The sequence below is a fragment of the Parasphingorhabdus pacifica genome (genome assembly GCF_054779195.1).
This window is the reverse complement of the sequence record NZ_BAAGYS010000010.1, coordinates 139,683-158,989: the sequence shown is the minus strand read 5'-3', so window position 1 is coordinate 158,989 and position 19,307 is coordinate 139,683. Positions and strand designations below refer to the sequence as shown.

Annotated in this window: 10 protein-coding genes and 1 pseudogene; 6 read left to right on the top strand and 5 right to left on the bottom strand. The window is 61.9% G+C overall.

All coding sequences use genetic code 11. The features are described 5' to 3' along the window. Positions 1-3: 3 nt before the first annotated feature. The 4 genes and pseudogenes from ACYVAN_RS16025 to ACYVAN_RS16010 form a co-directional block, all read right to left on the bottom strand. Complete coding sequence (locus tag ACYVAN_RS16025) at positions 4-336, bottom strand: hypothetical protein (protein WP_460960352.1); 333 nt, start codon at positions 334-336, stop codon at positions 4-6. A 479-nt stretch (positions 337-815) separates the two neighbouring features. After that, positions 816-1,019, bottom strand: coding sequence for a hypothetical protein (locus ACYVAN_RS16020; RefSeq protein WP_460960351.1), 204 nt, complete (start codon positions 1,017-1,019; stop codon positions 816-818). A gap of 531 nt (positions 1,020-1,550) precedes the next feature. Continuing rightward, positions 1,551-2,672, bottom strand: a complete 1,122-nt coding sequence (locus ACYVAN_RS16015) for a GmrSD restriction endonuclease domain-containing protein (RefSeq protein ID WP_460960349.1) — start codon at positions 2,670-2,672, stop codon at positions 1,551-1,553. Positions 2,673-3,950: 1,278 nt separating this feature from the next. After that, positions 3,951-4,251: pseudogene (locus tag ACYVAN_RS16010) on the bottom strand (IS110 family transposase); the annotation flags it as partial. Between the two features lie 78 nt (positions 4,252-4,329). Between ACYVAN_RS16010 and ACYVAN_RS16005 the strand changes: the two are divergent. Together ACYVAN_RS16005 and ACYVAN_RS16000 are read left to right on the top strand one after the other, a co-directional pair. Then, the gene (locus ACYVAN_RS16005) at positions 4,330-4,716 is read left to right on the top strand and encodes a very short patch repair endonuclease (RefSeq protein WP_460960347.1); all 387 of its coding nucleotides are present in this window, start codon (positions 4,330-4,332) and stop codon (positions 4,714-4,716) included. 401 nt (positions 4,717-5,117) lie between these two features. Further along, positions 5,118-6,212 carry an IS630 family transposase gene (locus ACYVAN_RS16000; protein WP_460960345.1) on the top strand — a complete coding sequence of 365 codons (1,095 nt, stop codon included), beginning with the start codon at positions 5,118-5,120 and terminating at the stop codon, positions 6,210-6,212. Here the strand turns inward: ACYVAN_RS16000 and ACYVAN_RS15995 are convergent. Continuing rightward, the gene (locus ACYVAN_RS15995; protein WP_460960343.1) at positions 6,201-7,352 is read right to left on the bottom strand and encodes a DNA cytosine methyltransferase; all 1,152 of its coding nucleotides are present in this window, start codon (positions 7,350-7,352) and stop codon (positions 6,201-6,203) included. The two genes, ACYVAN_RS16000 and ACYVAN_RS15995, sit on opposite strands and share 12 nt — an antisense overlap. Before the next feature lie 650 nt (positions 7,353-8,002). Between ACYVAN_RS15995 and ACYVAN_RS15990 the strand changes: the two genes are divergently transcribed. The 4 genes from ACYVAN_RS15990 to drmB are packed head-to-tail and all read left to right on the top strand — an operon-like array spanning position 8,003 to position 19,206. Beyond that, on the top strand, positions 8,003-12,709 hold the full coding sequence (locus tag ACYVAN_RS15990; RefSeq protein ID WP_460960341.1) for a sacsin N-terminal ATP-binding-like domain-containing protein: 4,707 nt from the start codon (positions 8,003-8,005) through the stop codon (positions 12,707-12,709). After that, a complete protein-coding gene (locus ACYVAN_RS15985; protein WP_460960339.1) occupies positions 12,706-14,223 on the top strand; it encodes a nuclease-related domain-containing DEAD/DEAH box helicase in 1,518 nt (505 codons plus the stop codon). Before ACYVAN_RS15990 ends, ACYVAN_RS15985 begins: the two co-directional genes overlap by 4 nt. 2 nt (positions 14,224-14,225) lie before the next feature. Continuing rightward, on the top strand, positions 14,226-17,390 hold the full coding sequence (locus ACYVAN_RS15980; RefSeq protein WP_460960337.1) for a helicase-related protein: 3,165 nt from the start codon (positions 14,226-14,228) through the stop codon (positions 17,388-17,390). Further along, a complete protein-coding gene (gene drmB, locus ACYVAN_RS15975; RefSeq protein WP_460960335.1) occupies positions 17,371-19,206 on the top strand; it encodes a DrmB family protein in 1,836 nt (611 codons plus the stop codon). Before ACYVAN_RS15980 ends, drmB begins: the two co-directional genes overlap by 20 nt. The last annotated feature ends 101 nt before the right edge of the window (positions 19,207-19,307 follow it).

The following is a 19,307-nucleotide window of genomic DNA, read 5'->3' as shown; positions in this document are numbered from 1 at the left end:
TCTTCAGAGTTCACCAGCCCCGCGGATACGTCCGTGGGTGTCGCGCACGGTGACGCCCCGCTCGTGCAGGCGTTGGCGGACGGTGCCGGCGGCGACATCCATGCGTGCGGCGATCCTGGCCAGCGACCACCCCTGGCTGTAGAGGCGGACGACGTCGTCGATTTGCTCCTCGGACAGGCCGCCCGGCGGCGCATAGGGACGTCGTGGCGGTGCAGGATCGCGCTGACGGCGCTCGATGCCGAACTGATCACCCAGCTCGTAGACGGTGGCGCTGGGCTTATAGCCCTCGATCAGTTGCTGCACCTGGTCGCCGCTGAGCTGCCGGACGCGCTGCAACGCGTCGGAAATCGTCGCAACGAGGAAGAATAAGAGCCGATGACCTGCACGGATGCGGGAACTCCTGGTCGGATCCAGCGGCTCACTACCTGACACGGTAGAGGTCGTCCGGCCCTACCAATCCGTTGAGTGGCAGCTGCCGAGCGCGGCGTGCGTCGCGAGGTCCGAGCAGGCTCATCGGCCCGAATGTCATCGGGAATAGGCGTTAATTGGCCGACGGCATCCCGTGCAATGTGGTGACGGCGATGGCCACGACGGCCACCACCAGTATCACCGCGACGAGGCCGCTCGCTGCTCTAATACCGCAACAGCTAGCAGGATCACTGTGTCCGTTCTGGAAGGATCAGCTGGTCGGAGAAGTTCAGCGTGGGGTTTTGGTTCAATTCCCCCTCCGACACGCTTACTATTCACCCGGCCTGTGGCCGGGTGAATTTTTTTATTGGGCCACTCGCTCGGCTGGTTCGTAGCGTACTTGCAGGTCAACGGCCTGGGTAGAGGCTCGCCAGGCGGTCGGGTTTGGCGTCTGACAGTGCCACGCCGATGTCGCCGAGTGCGTCGATCATGGCGTAGACCTCGCCGCCGGTGGGCGCGTTGGGTGTCGGGGTGTTGTTGAGTTCGGCTCGGGCGGCGGCGCGTTGGGCTTGTGCTTCGTTGATCGCTTCGATCAGTGCTTCGGGATCCACTCCGGCGGCGATGGCCGCTTGGAAGCGGTGCAGCCGTGCTCCGGCCTCGGTGAGCCGGTGCTTGGCCTTGTCGCGGGTGGGGGCGGTGGTGGGTGTCTGGCTGGGAGGCGAGCAGCGCCTGGACGATCTCGTCGACGTTCTCAGGCGCGAACAATCGGCCGATCCAGGCGTTGGCCGTACCGCGTATGAGGTCTTCGTGGCGGTATACGGCGGGCGGGTGGTCGGCCAGTGCGGGGGAGCCGGGTGCCAGGGTGCGGGCGGGGCATCGGTAGTACATGCTGTGGGGCCCGGCGGGACAGAGGGACCGCAAACAAGGACGCGTCAGCAAACCTCGCAACCGACGACTCGCCATCCGCTACGAACGTACGCCCACCATTTCAGCACCTTCCTCACCCGCGCCGCCGCCCCCCACCTGCTATAAGAATTCACGATATGAGACACACTGTTAGCCGACGGTCGCGGGATCATGTAACCCTAAACACCAAGAAGCAAGAGTGCAGCGCGCAATAATGGGATAGCTAAATTGATTTATCAGCCTATATGCCCACCGAAAGAGCTTTCGATAATTTTCTTTAGCTGCCTCGATCGTGTTCGACGTGACCCCAGGTCGGAGGAGTTTCGAACGCCTGATATGTATTCATCAATGATTTCCTCAATGGAGCCCCCGGAGATTTGGAGAAGGCGAGAAAGAGGCAATATCAAGCTATCCGCATCCCCCTTTTCATCATTACGCTTGTAAGACGAAACAGCGCGCTGAAAATTGTCCAGTACTTCTCGAAGTCGTGCCGCTTGTTTATCACTGGCACCCTGGAGTGTGTCGCGCAAATCCCAACTAACGTGCAGCAAAGTGAACATGTCGACGATATTTGACCATCGCGTACGGCCGGACCATTTGATCGTGGCATCAAGAAATCCTAGCAAAGCAAGGAATTCTTTGGCTTTGCCGTGATAATCTTCAAAGTCTGTGGATATCTTGTCATAACGCTCATTTAGCTCTGTCCTCTTGTTGGAAAGGCCGAATATGCATGTACTGAAAACCTCTGCGTAAAATTCTAGATCGCCACCGCGATTTCTTCTTTCCCCGCTAAAGATGCCCGAAACTTCGCTAATATGATGCGCTGCGCAGTCCTTTAGAAAATCATTGAATGGGCCAGGCAATAGCGCATTCCGCAACTCTTGTTCCGTAAGTACCATGTTCACGCGATTAACTCGGGCAAACACCGCACGCACAAACTCATCGGCGAGATTCGAAAGGCGACGAATCGGAAACCTATACTGAAAAAACTCCTGACGCACATCAGCAGGCAACTCTCTGAACAGATTTCCGTGGAACTTACTTTGAAGCCTATCGCTTTCCAGGTCATCCAACGGGTATCTGTTATCCAGAAAATCTAGCAAAGCTGTAAGGCGCTGCTGTCCGTCGACAACCGATGCGGTCTGCTTTCCCTCGGGCGTCGTCTCATACGAAAGGTAGATTTCTGGAATCGGATACCCAAGCAAGATTGTTTCCATTAGTGAAACTTTGGCTCGCTCGGGCCATACGGCCTTGCGCTGGTATTCAGGCCGAAGGACCAATTCTCCAGAATTATACAACGAGCGGAATTCGGCGACCGTTTTCGATTCGATCTCAAACTTGAGGCCATGGTCAGTCAAGGTCGACACCCTCTTCAATAGCGCGATCTCGCGCAAAATTCACACTCTTTATTTGGTAGCTTCTAAGGGATTTATGATTACGGTACAGCCTGTAGTTAATTGAGCAATTTCTGAATTTTCCGCTTAGGTCTTGCAGGAATAGATCCCTGCACTGCGACCAATGTTCTCCAAAGGATAGATGCGGAAGCACTACATCGAGCGCAATACACTCTTCAAACACCAACTTGCGCAAGTAATTTTTTCTTCCCTCGAAATGCTGATGCTCTATAATTCCCCGAAGTTCCTCCCATGCTTTGTCGAAATAGTCGGGAGAAACGACTGCGATGTCAAGATCAGAATTACTATCGAACCATCTAAAGTTCTTCCCTGGGTTTATTGAGTACCCTAATCGGGCGCTGCCAACCAGTTGCACGCCCATGGGATCTACTCCGAGCTGCGTGGCGACTAGATGACGCCATCGTATGTAGTTCAATTCTTTTGGCCATACGGCTGGTGTTCCGTCTAGCAGTCGGGCGGTTACAAAGTAATCTACTTCGCGACCTAGCGAACTAAGCTCCCTCCAGAATTCCTCTAGTCCTGAAACGTCCGACATGGCGCCCCTCAGTGAACTGTTGATAGTGACAAGTAATGAACATGATCACCGAACAGGCTGCAAGTGTCAACGCCGGACCGCTTCGCGAGAAGCCTGACGAGTTGAACGCCTCGGACCTTCCCTCTGAGGGGCCCACTTGGGTTGCGTGTAGCACGCCTTCGAATCGGTCCCTACAAATCGCCGCCCGCCGTCTTTCTCGCTCGTCTCGCGGCGATGGCCACACGGAGCTGTAAGTCATGGCACACGCACAGTCTTCTCTTTGGCGTTCAGAACCGCATGGTGCGCATCTTCCGTGTCTCTTCGCGAAAGCCAAGCCAACACATGACCGGTTCCCTGGTAGGCTTGCCGATCGTCCGACTTCGCCTATCATTTCCAGAGCACGCCATACGGCTTGGCGATGCGAGAGCGCTGATAACGAACATCGCGAGAGAATTCTCCCACGCATTGACCAGGCACCAGCCGCCGAGGCAACTCATCAATCAGAACCAAGATTATGCCAGCAAACCAACCAAGGTCCAAACGAGACACGCTCTAAGTGGCCGCTACTCGCGCCCCGGGATCGCGATGCGTGTGGATAGTGCGCATCTCGCCCCTCCGACACGCACTAACCCTACGACCCGGGTTCACGGCAACACCAACGAGCCGTGAATTCGGGTCGTAGGTCATTGCTAGACGGAGTGCCGCGTAGAGTTTGCCTTGGCGCGTTTGCGGTCGCAGTAGGTCCTGCTGACGGGGTCGGTCAGGGCGGCGAGGAATAAGGCGCTTTTGAGCTGTTTGTTGCCGTCCTCGGGTGCGTTCACCGCGTATGTCGCCGCCGGAACGGCGGGTGACCGAGGTGAGGCTGGCGTAGGCGGCCAGATGGCCGGAGGTTGCGAACGCGGAGCCGTCACCGACGTCGAGCAGGATGCGGGCGGCGGTCCTGACACCAACGCCGGGCATCGAGGTCAGGACTGGCGCAAGAGGGTGCGCATCAAGCACTTCTTCGACCTGTTTGGAGAGCAACGCCCGTGACGTATGGTCACGACCATGGCTTCTAGGCGTCTGGTGGGGGCTTCCAGTGAGGGCGTGCGTAAGAGCATGCAGGCAAACAAGGGGCGGGACACGAAGCCGGAGTTGGCGTTGAGGCGCGCCGTACACGCGCTTGGGTTGCGCTACCGTGTGTCGATGCGTCCGCTCCCCGCGATCCGTCGGACCGCCGACATGTCGTTTAGCCGGGCCAAGGTCGCGGTGTTTATGGACGGTTGCTTCTGGCACGGCTGCCCAGAACATCACACACAGTCGGCGACGAACTCTGAGTTTTGGGCCGAGAAGGTGCGGCGCAACCGCGAGCGTGACCGCGAAACCGATCGGCTGTTGGTCGAGGCGGGCTGGTCGGTTATCCGGGTCTGGGAACATGAGGACCCGCAGGTGGGTGCGGCCCGTATCGCGCGGGAGGTGCGGTTTCGCCGATGACCTTGTGAGAGAGGCGTGAGCCGCAGGACCGAGCGGAGCGGGTGATCTGCGGAGTGGGCCCTACCCTTTCTGTAGACGTATTCGCTCGCAGTCTACGGCCGCAAGATTGATGTGAGTTTTGCGAGCGCAGGGGACGAAGCACCGATGTTCCTCGCACGCACCTGCTCGCCCGCGTACGAAGCGCGTGCTCGCTCGCAGGTCTCCCTGCCGAATGTCGTGAACGACTGGCTCGGACACACCCGGACTGCTTCTGCTTCGCGGCCTCCGAGAGATCCACGGATACCCAGGTTTGCTGGTACATAGCGTGCTTTAGGGGGTATTGAGCCTGTCAGGACGATACGGTGACCGCTTTTGCGGCAACTCTAGTGTACTGAGTCAGTAGTTTGTTGTATGTTTGGGTGATGGGACGTCGAGGGCCGCGCCTGCCGGATCTGAATCTCACCGACGATGAGCGGCGAACGTTGGAGGGGTGGGCGCGTCGGCGCAAGACAGCACAGGCGTTGGCATTGCGAGCGCGGATTGTTCTGGCGTGCGCCGATGGTGTGTCCAACATGGACGTATCGCGAACGTTGCGGGTCTCGCCGCCGACAGTGACCAAGTGGCGACGCCGCTTTATCGAGGATCGTCTGGAAGGTCTGTCCGACGAGCCGCGGCCGGGCGCTCCTCGCGCGATTACCGACGAGCATGTCGAGCAGGTGATCACCACGACGCTGGAGCAGGCACCACCGAACGGGGATACGCACTGGTCGACCCGGTCCCTGGCGAACGCCATGGGTATGTCGCAGACGGCGATCTCGCGGATCTGGAGAGCCTTCGGGCTCAAGCCTCACCAGGTGGATACGTGGAAACTGTCCACGGACCCACAATTTGTCGACAAAGTCCGCGACGTAGTCGGTCTGTACCTGGATCCACCGGAGAACGCGTTGGTGCTGTGCGTGGATGAAAAATCCCAGATGCAGGCCCTGGATCGCACCGCGCCGACCTTGCCGATGATGCCAACCACCCCGCAACGCCAGACGCACGACTACATCCGTCACGGAACGACCAGTCTCTTCGCCGCCATGGACGTGACCAGCGGCGCAGTCATCGCCGCTCACCACCGGCGACACCGCCACCAGGAGTTTCTCAAGTTCCTGAAAACCATCGATAAAAACACCCCGGCAGAGCTGGACCTGCACCTGGTCTGCGATAACTACGCCACCCATAAAACACCTGTCATCAAAAAATGGCTTCTGCAACACCCCCGCTTTCATGTGCATTTCACCCCGACCAGTGCCTCCTGGCTCAACCTCGTCGAACGCTGGTTCGCCGAACTCACCACCCGCAAGCTCCGCCGCTCGGCCCACCGCAGCGTCGCCGAGCTCGAAGCCGACGTCGCCACCTGGGTAGAGGCCTGGAACGCCGACCCCAAGCCCTTCATCTGGACCAAGACCGCCGACGACATCCTCGGCACCCTCGCGGCATACTGCCAACGAATTAACGACTCAGCACACTAGTGGGGACCCGTCGTTTTCGATTCCGGTGGCTGCTTTGCGGGCGATCGGTCGCCTATTCGCGAGCGGCTTCTCCCTGAAGGTTCGTTTCCATTCACTGTCGACAGTGGTGTCGAGGACTGTGTCGTCGATATCGAGGCCGAGCGCCGCGGCCAGCACATGGACCGCCAGACGAGGGGGGATAGCATTGCCAATTTGCTGTGCTTTGTCCTTACCTTGCCATGGGTAGTCCAGCGGGAAGGTTTGGAGTCTGCCCGCTTCGTCGACGTCGAATCGGCCGGCGTCCTGCCCGTCCTCGAATACTCGGTTCCGCAGGATCTTGCCGGTGACAGTTGCAGCGGGCATGGAGGAATCCCTGCGGCCCCGTTTCTTCGGGTCACCGCCGGTTCCGTAATTCGAGACCACTTCGAACGGTCGGGGACGTTTCTGGAGTGCCTGACCCATGCTGACCCACGGCTCCACCTCCTTGTTCGAGACGTCGGAAGATGAAGCCCCCTTGCGGTAGCGGGCATGCGTCGGCTGAGGAAGAGCCACCTCGTGATCGCGGGAGGCGATTAGGATCGCTCGTCTACGGGTCTGAGGGATGCCGAACTCCTCGGTGTTTAGCACGCCGCAGGCTGTGAAGTACCCCATCCTCTTGAGAATGCCACGGTATTCTTCCCAGACGGGCCGAACGGTCGGTACCTGTTCCAGGACGATGGTGTGGAAAGGGTCTCCGTCCCGGTACGCTTCCAGGGCCCAGCGCAACGGCTCCAAGACCAGGGCGGTGCGCTCGTCCTCCAGGTTCCGGAGGTCCTCTCCAACGCCGTGCTCGTCATATTCCATCCGCATGGCGAACTTCTTTACTTGGTCCAGAGCCTTACGACCCGTGCCTGAGCCCGCCACCGTGTAGGTCTGACACGGCGGGCCCCCGGCCAAGACCCCCGCGGTCTGGTAGCTCCCGGGGTTCAACTTGCGAACGTCCCCTGTCGGCGCCGTGGACAGGCCCGCGGCCTTTCTGGTCATGCGGGCGTTCGGATCCCATTCGATGCCATCCACGCGCAGCCCCAACCAGTGTGCCGCGACGTCCAACCCGCCCGGGCCTGCGAACAGGTCTACCACGTGAGTTCGGTCCCGTCGGGACGCTTCCGGTTGATCGACCACGGTGGAGATCTTAGTCGGCCCGCGTCTTGTCCGGGCTGCCGGCACCGCGGCCGGTCGCGATGGACAGGGTGATCAGCTGGGCTCTACCACGAAACGCTTTTCAATGGAAGCGATTCACGTGAGCGCGTGGGTCAAACCTCCTTTTGGAGCATTACCGATTGGCGCCCAGCTCAAGCGGGGTTACATCCGAAGTCAGTGTTCAGCCAGTAGGTAAAGAGGTCTGCGCTTCGTTGGTTGAGTGAGTTGGCGTCGGTATGCGCTCCTGATGCGTGATCAACGCATTGGTTCTACGGGGAGTGGTTTCTCGTTGAGCGGAGCGTTCGACCCTGCGAGGCGATAATGCATGATTGAAGGTTCGAAACGGGGGTGACCCGATTCACTCCCGGCGGCGCACGACCATGTCGCCACCCAATGTGTGTGATCGAGTACTGTAAGCGGCTGGCCATGCAGGCTTAGCTAGGGGAGACGGTGAGGACTCTGAAGCAGTTCCTGGCCGGCGCGGGTCAGCGCTCCACCGTACTTGGACACGGTATGGCGGTCTCGGCAGCGTGCGACACTGTGCCGTTGACGAGGGAGGTGGCGGTCTTCCTGCCGCGGCAAGACGATCGGCGACAGGGCAGTGCAACATCGCTGGCCGAGGAGGTCTCGGTATGACGGCGAGCGAATGGGTGCCGGATGACACCCTGGCCCGTGAACTCGAGGGGCTTTTCGAGCGAGCGACAGATGCTTACCGAGCGAACCCGAATCTGATAGTCGAGCATGCCAACCACGAGGAGTCGATCCGTGTCGGTGGTTATGCCAACAGGACCCTCCTCGAACTCGTCCAGAACGCAGCCGATGCGATGGCCGGCGCGGGTGAGACCGGACCATGGGCAGGACGAGTCGAGATCGTCCTGAACCTTGAGACGGAGACGCTCTACTGCGCCAATGCGGGGCGACCTTTCTCGCAAAGTGGTTTGACTTCCCTCGCCCACTCGCACCTCTCCGGCAAGCGCGGAGACGAGATCGGACGCTTCGGTCTCGGGTTCAAGTCCGTCCTCGCCGTGACCGACAAACCGCAGGTTTTCAGTCAGTCGATCTCGTTCGAGTTCAGCTCCTCGAAAGCCGAGGAAGCTCTTAGTGCGATCGGCTCCACAGCAAAGAGATACCCCGTCCTCCGGACCGCCACGCAGATACCGGATGTCGAATCTGAATTCAACGCGGACCCGGTCCTCGAAGAGCTCTCGGCGTGGGCATCGACGATCGTGCGTCTACCGCACGCTGGGCGGCTCGACAGCCTCCAGAAAGAGATCAAAGGGTTTCGTTCAGAGTTCCTACTCTTCGTCGACGCGGTCCGGGAGATCCGCTTGCGAATCCTGGGGCGACCGGAAGGAGACTTCGAGACTAGCCACACCTCCCGCGCTCTCGACGACGGGAGGTTCCGGATTGAGCGTCCCAACGGCGACGACCGGACCTGGCACGTGCTGAACCGTATGCACGCCCCAAGCCCGCAGGCCCGTCACGAGGTCGGTGAGGCGGTGTCACGCGACCGCGTCAAGGTGACCGTCGCGCTACCGGACCGTTACGCGGACCTGCAGACAGGGCGGTTCTGGTCCTACTTCCCGCTTCAGGACGAGACCACCGCTTCCGCCCTGTTCAACGCCCCCTGGAGCGTCAATGACGATCGCACGACTCTGCTGCGGAACGACTACAATCGCGAAATCCTCAAAACCCTCTCGGACATGCTCGTCTACATGCTGCCTCGGGTGACAAAGGACGAGGATCCCGCGGCGCACCTGGACTACATGCCCGCGCGTGGTCGCGAGGCCCTCTCGTTCGGCGACGAGATGCTGTCCGCGCACGTCCCGTGGGTAAGCGCACAGCGGACGTTGATCCCCGACGCCAAGGGGATTCTCTGCTACCCGGATGACCTGGTACCGCTCGACTTCAGTGTGGACATTCACAGCGACTACCACCGGGAGTGGATCACGTCTCCGAATACGGGCGACGACGTTCCGTACTGGAGTTGTTACACGACACCTCGCCGCGCTGCGCGGCTTCGGCAGCTCTACGTTCACCGCTCGGCGCCGGGTATGGCCGGGAACCGCGATGAGAAGAGAATCCTCTCGACGGTTCCCGTGCGTGGGATTTTGTCGTGGCTGCGCGAATGGGCGGACGGCGACCACGCGTCCGCGGCCCGCGCGTTGTCGTTCGTGACGGCCAGCAAGGGGGATGGACTCTCGGCGGCGAAGATCATCCCGACCACGCGCGGCCTCAAGTCCCTCAATGACCGCGGTAGCGTGTATCTCAAGCGTGTTGACGATGTCGAAATCGAGGGTGCGGGTTTCGTTCTGCCGGAGTTCCTCGCGATCCCGGGCGTCGAGAAAGCTCTCCGGGCCCAAAGGTTCACGGATCTGGACCCGGTCGCGATCCTACGGGCCAGGCTCAGGAAACTTTCGTCGAGCTCTGATCCCGAGGCGCAAGAAGCGTTCTGGGACGCTGTGATGGATGTTCGCCTCGCTGAGGCCGAACGGATCGTCAAGCAGATGAAGCCGGATCACCTCAAGGTTCCCACACGCGATGGCGGCTGGGCCTCGCCGCAGTCCGTGCTGGACGTGGACGGCTTGGGCGGTGAGAGCGACACCTACTTGCTCGACCGTGAGCGTTGTCAGCCCAGTGTCGCCCGGGCGGCTGGCGTCATTCATGAACCGACCGGCTCGTATCGGTTCGAAGACGAAATACGTGCGGACCGGTACAAGGACTTCGTACGGGCCGATCTCAACCGTCGGCTCGGTCCGGGCGAGCGTCCGGTCGAGAACATCGACTTCGACCAGTACCTCGGAGGGGGGCCGTTCTCGGTCCTACTGCTGATGGCGGAGTCCGGCGCACCGGACTCGACCCGGGCGGAATGGACCCACAAGCTCTTGGAGGCCGATGGTCGGCGCACCTGGAACTGCGAGGACGTCGACACCCAACAGGTCCGCCCGGTGATCTCACCGGTGCGGTGGGCGGTTTCCGAGGCCGGGCTCGTGAAGACCAGTCACGGATTCCGCTCACCGGGACGCGTCGTCTCGCCCGCATTGGTCGAATACCAGGTCTTGCTTCCCCTATACCAGGGCCCACGGCATCTCGAGGACATGCTGCACTTGCCCCGTCAGCTCGACGAGATCCCGGCCCAGGTCCTGAAAGACGCCCTCGAAGCGGACGCACCGCAGGTGGTCAATGACACGGTGCTCGCGAAATTCGTGCTGATCGCGAGCGCGCGGGCCTACCCGGACGGCCGTCCACCCCAAGTCCTCGCCCGCGTTGGGCACGTGGTAGAAGGGCATCGTCCGAGGTCCATTTATCTGGCGACGTCCGACGAGGAGCAAAAGCTCCTGACTGAGAAGCGAAAACCGCATCTGCGTGTCGAGGCTCAGCAGGTGGAGGAGTTCCTGGATCAGGTCGGATGTCGTCGCTTTGAGGACAGTTTCTCCTTCTCGACGATCGTCGAGGGACGGCAGGAAGCGGATCCCGTCATGGATCTGTATCCAGGGCTCCAACAGACCTGGGCGGCTGAGAACGAGACGGCCAGGAACACCTCCGTGGCCAGGGCGATCTATATAGTTAAGCGCGTCACCACCGAGGACGGAGTGGATGACCAGGCGCTCGAGTGGCACCTTGACGGACTGACGCTGGTCGTCCGCAAGGAGATCGGCGAACGCCGGGTCCTGGAAGTCGTCAACAAGGCTCTCGACCTGCGCCTGTCCAACGCCGACCTCAACAACGTCGAGCAGGCGACCCTGGACCGACAGCGGGAAGAGCAGCGCGAGGAAGCACGCGCGGCGGCGAACGACGCCGAGCGGCTCGAGGTCTTCTTCGGACGCGACACGCTCAAGGAGAACCTGCCGCGGGGACTCTGGCAGGCGCTGGAGGCGCAGGGGCTGGTCGATGGTTCGGCGTCCGTCGCCGAACTGTTCCTCATCGTGTACGGCAGCGAAGCGGTCAAGCAGCTCGCTGAGCAGTTTCGGCTCGAGGGCTACACCGATGTGCCGACTGGTTGGGCGGGCGGCAGTCAGACGATCGACTGGCTACGGAAGATGGGTTTCGCGACGAAATACGCGGGCCGACGCGCCGAGTCGCAGCCGGACGAGTTCATCGTTCCGGGAGCGGTAAAGCTCAACGACCTGCACTCGTTTCAAAAGCGAATCAGTGAACAGCTGCGCAGGCTGCTCACGCACTCGCCGGACCAGGGACATGGCCAGAAGGGCATGATCGAGCTCCCGACGGGCGCAGGAAAGACCCGAGTGGCGACCGAGACTGTGCTCAGGTTGTTCAAGGACGAGGTACTTAGTGGAACCGTCCTCTGGATCGCACAGTCGATCGAGCTCTGCGAGCAGGCTGTGCAGACCTTCAACACGGTCTGGCGCTATCTCGGTGACGAGCGTGCGCTCGCGATCGGGCGGCTCTGGGAGAACAACACCGTCCACGAGCCTGACACTGACGTGAGTGTCGTTGTCGCGACCGACGCCAAACTCGAAGCGATCCTCGATGAGCCCGAGTATGAGTGGCTGAGCCGTCCAGCTGCCATCTTCATAGACGAGGCTCACCGGGCCGGAGGATCAAACCGTTACACCCGCATCCTCAGGTGGCTCGGCGTCGAGGGCCGTAACCGGCAACGGCCGTTGATCGGACTGTCCGCTACCCCATTCAGGGGCAACGTTAAGGATGGGCGAGAGACCGCAGAGCTGGCCGCACGGTTCGACGGCAACAAGATCGCTGAATTCCAGGAGAATGCATACCGAGAACTGCAAAAGCTGGGAGTGTTGGCGCGCGTGCGGCACGAGGTACTTTCCGGCGTCGAGGTCACCCTGACTCCGGACGAACAACGGCAGATCGAGGTACGAAACCGTGTCGATGGAGTGCTGGATCGACTCGGCCAGGACCAGGGTCGCATGCGAATCCTGGTCGACCACATCCTGTCCCAGGACCCCGAGTGGCCGATTCTTGTGTTCACGCCGAGCGTACTGTCCGCACAGGTACTGGCAGCGACGTTGCGGTACCGGGGAGTTGAAGCGGCCGCGGTCAGCGGCCAGACCGGCAGGCAGGAACGCCGCGAGGTCATCGAGCGGTTCAGGAAGGGCGAAACCCGGGTCCTGGCGAACTGCGATCTGTTGGTCCAGGGCTTCGACGCGCCCGGCGTGCGGGCCCTCTACATCGCCCGGCCGACCTTTAGCCCAAGCGCGTACATCCAGATGGCGGGGCGTGGTCTGCGCGGCCCCAAGAACGGCGGCAAGGAGGAATGCGTCATCGTGGATGTCGCGGACAACTTCGGCGCAGTAAACAACTTCCTCGCGTACCACGAGTACGAGGGCCTGTGGAAGGAACAGCCCGCGTGATCCTCGTTCCCGATCTCCGTGATATCGAGGTCTCGAGTGCCAGCACGGTCGAGACCCGGTTGGCGCGGATGCTCCAACAGGTGAAAGGGCCCAAGGATGCGGTGGCATTCCACTCCGTCAAGTTGCGCAGCCATACGCTGAAGCAGCAGGCTGAGGCGGACTTCGTCGTGCTGTGGGACGGCGTGGTGATCGTGCTCGAGGTCAAGGGCGGCGGTATCCGGAAGTTCGAGGGCAACTGGTACACGGTCGATCGCCGCAGCGATTGGCATAGGCTGCGCGAGTCGCCCATGACTCAGGCTCAGACTGCAATGTTCGCGCTGCGCGACATCCTCCACGAGGACGGTGCGGGGTGGTTCGCGTGCGAGGCCGTTGCCGTCACTCCAGACATCGACTCGCCACCACCTGCCGTCGAGTGGAAACGCAGCCACTGGTGGAGCAAGGAGACGATGACCGTAGCCAGGCTGACCGCGGCGTTCACCGAGGTGGCCGAAGAGACGCGAAGTGCTCCGCCCCGCCGCCGGATCGCACGTCCCGAAGAGCTGCGCACTCGGCTCTTCGGCGAGTTCACCCGCATGCCGGTCGTCGACGCTCAGCGCGGGGCGGTCATTGAGGAGCAGAACCGGGCTACGGAGGGACAGGCGCAGGTGCTGGCCGCACTCGCGCTGAATCCGCGCATGCTCGTGTTCGGCGGCGCAGGAACCGGTAAGTCCCTGGTCCTGGCCGAAGCCGCGAAGCAGGAGGCAGCGGCAGGCAGGTCGGTGCTCGTCACCTTCCATTCGCCGTCCTTGGTGGGCTTCTTCGAGCCGCTGGTCGCGAACCGGGACATCGATCTGTTGCCGTTCGGCGAACTTTCCGAGGGGGATCAGTATGACGTGGTACTCATCGACGAAACCCAAGACCTCATGACCGCCGACGGCATGGACGCGCTGGACAAGGCAATTCGCGGTGGCAGAGCTGAGGGACGCTGGAGGATGTTCCTCGACCCGAACAACCAGGCGCACGTCGACGGTCAATACGAACCGGATGTCTGCGACCTCGTCGGCGAGGAGGCGACCCGGCTCCAGCTCCAGAAGAACGTCCGGAACACCCGCGCGATCGTGCACGTGGTGCAGGAATACTTGCGCGCGGACGTCGGCGATCCGGGAATCGTCAACGGTGACCGCGTCCATTGGTATGATCTTGACGGACCGACCGACGTTTCGGCTGCCGAACGGATCGCGCGCGACCTGGTATCCAACGGGGCGAGCCGGGATGGCATCTGGATCATCAGCTCGACCTCGGATGGTCCGCTCACGCGGGGAGAAGCCGGGTTCGTCATCACGAGCCCGCGCTACGCCAAGGGCCTTGAGGCGGAGCACGTGATCGTGTGCGATCTGCCGCAGGAGTACGACGAGCATGGTACGGCGGCCTTCTACGTCATGGTCACCCGCGCCCGAGTCACTCTCCACGTTCTCGTCTCCGCGGACGACAAAGAGCGACTCCAGCAACTCGTCCGAAAGCAGGTCGAGAAGTGACAATGACAACGCCGCAACAGCTTGCTTTGAAACACCTGCGCGAGGCTTACGTCGGGCCGGAAGGCGGAGAGCGCGAGACCACGCAGAATCCGCCGAACCGGCAGTACGCGGTGGGCATGCTCTTTCCACGCGATGACGGGAACGCAGGCCCTGGTGACGCCCAGGGGCGGCTGAGCGACAGCGTTCAGTCCGATGTGGTCGATGGCGATGTCGAAGAGGGCGGCACGGGCGTGCCGTTGGCCGAGGATTGGCGCCCGTCTTCGGTCGCGATCTCTTTCGTCACGGACGGCGAGAGAGTCGGGGTCGAGTTCTCCTGCGGTACGTACGCCGAGGTGAAGGGAGAGGGGCCGAGGCGTTGGAGACGCACCCCGCACACTTTCGATGACTTGGTGCTGGAGCGGGGCCACAACCCCAAGCGGCTCACGGCCGGTGAGATTCCGATCGAGATCGGTGCACGTTGGCGCGATTTCAAGGGATCCCGGCTGGTGACGGTGCACGTGCGTGTGCTGACCGAGTCTATGAGCGACGAGCGGCTGGACATCCCGCTGATGCTCTTCCAAGTCCGGTTGGCCGTCGAGGCCGATCCCGGTGCTCGAATTCTCGAGTACGACACCGCTCGGTCGTTCGATTCGGACCCGGAGGCTGCGGAACTGCGTCTCCGCTACCGAAACAGGAAAATATACGCCGTCGGCCACGGCATGGCCGCGGACTGGCAGGTGAACGACGACGGATCCGCTCGCGCATTCCTGGACCCCGTACCCGCGTTCATCGTCCCCGCGGTCGAGACGACCGGCTTTACCGACGACAGCCCCGCGGCGCGTGCGCTCGAGCTGAAACAACTTGCCGAGATCGACACGAAGCGAGCTGACGTCGTGCCCGCGCTCCGCGCGTTCGTCAACGCGTTCGCCGAATGGGCGGATGAGCAGATGGCCCGAGCCGAAAGGTTCGGGAGCGACGCCGATGTCGCGATCAGGATAGCCAATAGGTCCGCGGTCGCGGTGACGAGGATGCGGGAAGGCGTTGACCTCCTGGATAGTGCCGATCAACAGCAAGTGCAGACAGCGTTCGCGCTCGGCATGGAGGCCATGCGCCGCCAAATGCGACAGGCCGATCGTTCCCGGGGAAAGCCGGAGCACGCGATCAACGAGCCGCGTTGGCGGCCGTTCCAGCTCGGATTCCTGCTCATCGCCTTGGCCTCGACCGTTGATCCTGAGCACGACGATCGGGACTTGGTCGACCTGATCTGGTTCCCCACCGGTGGTGGGAAGACGGAGGCATACCTCGGCCTGGCGGCCGTGGAGATTTTCCGTCGCCAGCTGGCTTACGGGAGGTCTGGTGGCGGCACCGCGGTGCTCACACGATACACGTTGCGCCTGTTGACCTCACAACAGTTCCAGCGCGCTGCGGCCCTGGTCTGCGCCATGGAGCTGATGAGGGCGAACCACCCGAAAGTCAAGGGGATAGGACCTTTCTCCATTGGCCTGTGGGTAGGCAACGAGATCGCCCCTGGAACGCGAAAGGAAGCCATCCACGCTCACAAGCGGCTCTTGAGAGCGACTCGTCCGGAGGAGGCCAACGAGTTCCAGGTGGAGAGTTGCCCGTGGTGTCGAACCGAACTGGTCCCTAAGAAGAGGAGCGGCAGGTCCTCCGACTACGGGGCGCGGGTCGAAGGTTCCGACGTGATCCTGCATTGTGTCGACCCCGATTGCGCCTTTCATGATCGGCTTCCGCTCTCGGTAGTCGACGAAGTCTTGTACGAACAGCCGCCGACGATCCTCCTGGCGACGGTGGACAAGTTCGCCAGACTGCAGTTCAAGCCCGAGGCCGGACGGTTGTTGGGAATCGGCACGAACTTCAAGCAGCCGTCGATGATCGTCCAGGACGAGCTGCACCTTTTGTCGGGACCGCTCGGCACCACCGTCGCGGTGTTCGACGCGGTGATCCAGGTGTTGCTCGGCCGCTCGGGTACAACGCCGAAAATCGTAGCCTCTACCGCGACTATCCGTGCCTCGGACGAGCAGGTTCGCGGTTTATACGGGCGGCAGGTGGCGCTGTACCCACCGTCCGGACTCGACGACGACCGGACCTTCTTCTCGAGGCCGGTGCAGAACGGCGGAGGGCGACTCTACGTCGGTCTCATGCCTCAGTCGGTGTCCCAGCCGTCGGCGATGATTTCAGCTGTCACTCCGATGCTGGAGATTCCCGAGGTCCCGGCCAGGGATTTCGCCTCGCGAGATGCGTACTGGACGCTCGTCATGTATCACAACAGCCTGCGCGAGCTGGGGCGTTCGAGCGCACTGGTGGTCGACGACGTCAATGGCCGGCTGGAACCTCGATCGGAACGTCTGGGCATCCCGTTCCGCCGGGTCAAGGAGGTTCTCGAACTCACCAGCCGCCGAAGCGCCCAAGAGCTGCCCAACGACCTTCGTGCACTAAGTGCGACGGTCGACGATTCCGACGAGGTTGTCGACGTCGTGCTGTCGTCGAACATGTTGTCGGTCGGGATCGACGTCCCCCGCCTCGCTTTGATGCTGATGGTGGGGCAGCCGAAGACGACCTCCGAGTACATCCAGTCCACCAGCCGCGTTGGTCGCGGCGACACGAGTGGCGTCGTGGTCACGTTGTTCCGGTCGAGCAGGGCTCGCGACCGTTCCCACTTCGAGACGTTCCGCGGCTACCACGAGGCGCTTTACCGGAGTGTCGAGCCGACTAGCGTCACCCCGTGGTCAATGGCATCACGGGACAGGTCCCTTGCGGGGGCGCTTGTCGCGCTGCTGCGGAATTCTTTCGTCCCTCTCGCCAGCAACGGCGACGCCGTGAACCTCGACCTCGACGACCCGCGGATCCACGATGCAGTGGAAGGTCCGGTCAAGAGGTTCCTCGACCACGTCTCGCGCTCCGAACACTTCGAGCTGCACGAGACGGAAGAAAAGCTCTGGGCCCTGCTCCGGGAATGGGATACACGGGCCGCCCATGCGAGGGAGGATGGCGCAGGGTTTTATTACGAGCGTCGACCAAGATCCGACGCTGGCGCTCTGCTCAAGCGTTTCGGCCAGTCCGGCGTGGGTTGGCTGGTCGGAGATTCGATGAGGTCTGTCGAGCCGAACGTCGCCGTCGAAATCCAGGAACCGCAGGAGGAGGCGCCCCGTGGACAAGATCAAGCATGATCTCCGGCTTTCGGAGACGCTCACGCCCTTTGGCGTAGGTGCCGTCGCCGACGTACAGGCTGAGTCCCTCATCGCTCCCGATACGTCGTGGTGGGACGCCAAGTTCGCGCCAGAGGTCCGTTGCGAACGGCTCCGGACGAGGGTGAAGGCGGGAGCACTACGAAAGCCGCCCACTCACTCGAGTTGGGCCGCCAAGGACACCCCTGCGCTCCGTTATTGGCGATTTCCGGCATGGCGCTTCTGCGAACGCTGCGAAAAGCTGTCGAAGACGACCGGCCGCAAGAACGGCAAGTGGGACAACCACTGCGAGTGCGGTGGCTGGCTCGTTCCGATGAGGTTCGTGGCCGTCTGCGAGAAGGGGAGTCACATCCAGGACATCCCATGGTTCCAGTGGGTGCACCGGGGGAACGGGGCCCGAGAGTCCGAAGCGGTCCGTGTCTGCCAGGCCTATAAGGAACTCCGATTCTGGAAGCTCGCACCCCGCGGGGAGGGACTCGGCTCTCTTGTCGTGAAGTGCCACGGCTGCAAAAACGAGCGCTCTCTTGTGGAACTGGTCGGTAAGGGATCCTTGCAGCGCGACGGAATCCGTTGCATGGGGCGACAGCCTTGGGAGCCGAAGGCTCTCGATCCGGACCAACAGCCCTGCCCGCACCCGTTGATGGCCGTCCAACGCGGTGCAACGGGCAACTACATCGCTGATCACGTTTCCGCTATCGACATTCCTGAAGAGCGGCCGCATTGGCTGGAACTAGAGGAAAAAATCCGGGGACATCGGTACTTCGACAAGGTGATCGAAGACGCCGGTGGTCCGCAGGCCACAACGATCGCCGAATTGATCGGTGAAGACGTGGGAGCCACCACAGAGGCCGTTCTCACCACGGCAGCGGTCGGGAACAAGGAAACAACCGAAGAGCAATCGACGGATGAGATGCTGCTCGACCTCAAGGATGGGGAATGGGCCGCCCTCATCAAGAAGTTGCGGACCGAACGCGATGGCGAAGGAAGCGACTTTGTCGTCGACGGCAGAGCGCTCGAGGAAGCACGCGGTCCCGGGAGCTTGTTGGGTGTGATCACCGGAGTGGGGCAGGTTCGCAGGGTCCGCGAGGTGCGGACCCTGCGCGGCTTCCGCAGGTATGCCCCGGACGCGGCGAGAATCGATGCCGACCTCGGTCCCGACCGGTATCGGAACCCGACCTACCCGGCGGTCGAGATGTTCGGCGAAGGCATTTTCCTCCGTTTCGATGAGAGGAAGGTGACGGCGTGGGAGGAGCTGCCCGAGGTGCAGGCACGAGCGGACGTTCTCCTTCGGCGGCGTACGAATCTTGCCTGGGCCGAGCGGCTGGCGGTCCCTTGGCCGCGCTACGTCGCGTTGCACACATTGTCGCATCTGCTGATTCGGCGGCTCGCCTTCGAGAGCGGGTACGCATCGGCCGCCCTTCAAGAACGTGTCTATGCAAACCCAGACCGGACGGACAGGACCGCGGGTATTCTAATCTACACTGTTGACGGCGACGCGCAAGGAACATTGGGTGGCCTCGTTCGACTCGGCGAGCCCACCAATCTGATCCCGTTGCTCATTTCGGCCCTTGAGGATGCCGACTTCTGCTCGAACGACCCGGTCTGCATTGAAAGCGACAGCCAAGGTGCTTCGCAGCTCAATCTTTCCGCGTGCCATGGCTGTGCCCTCGTCAGCGAGACCTCGTGCGAGGCCGCCAACCGTCTGCTTGACCGCCAACTCGTCCTCGGTGGCAGTGATGTACCCGGCCTGCTCGACGGTGTACTGGAGGAGGTCCGAGCCGTAGCCAGCGAGGGATGAACAGGAGAGAACGACGAGTTGTCCTTCCAGGAGGGATTTTCATCCTGGCGTGGGTGACGAGGTCAGTTTGGCTCCAGCAACTGCAGCCGTGTGGTTAGTGC

What these genes read in the sequence shown, in the direction of transcription:
- ACYVAN_RS16000 (WP_460960345.1), top strand. Translation starts at nt 5,118, where the DNA reads ATGGGACGTCGAGGGCCGCGCCTGCCGGATCTGAATCTCACCGACGAT.
- ACYVAN_RS15990 (WP_460960341.1), top strand. Translation starts at nt 8,003, where the DNA reads ATGACGGCGAGCGAATGGGTGCCGGATGACACCCTGGCCCGTGAACTC.
- ACYVAN_RS15980 (WP_460960337.1), top strand. Translation starts at nt 14,226, where the DNA reads ATGACAACGCCGCAACAGCTTGCTTTGAAACACCTGCGCGAGGCTTAC.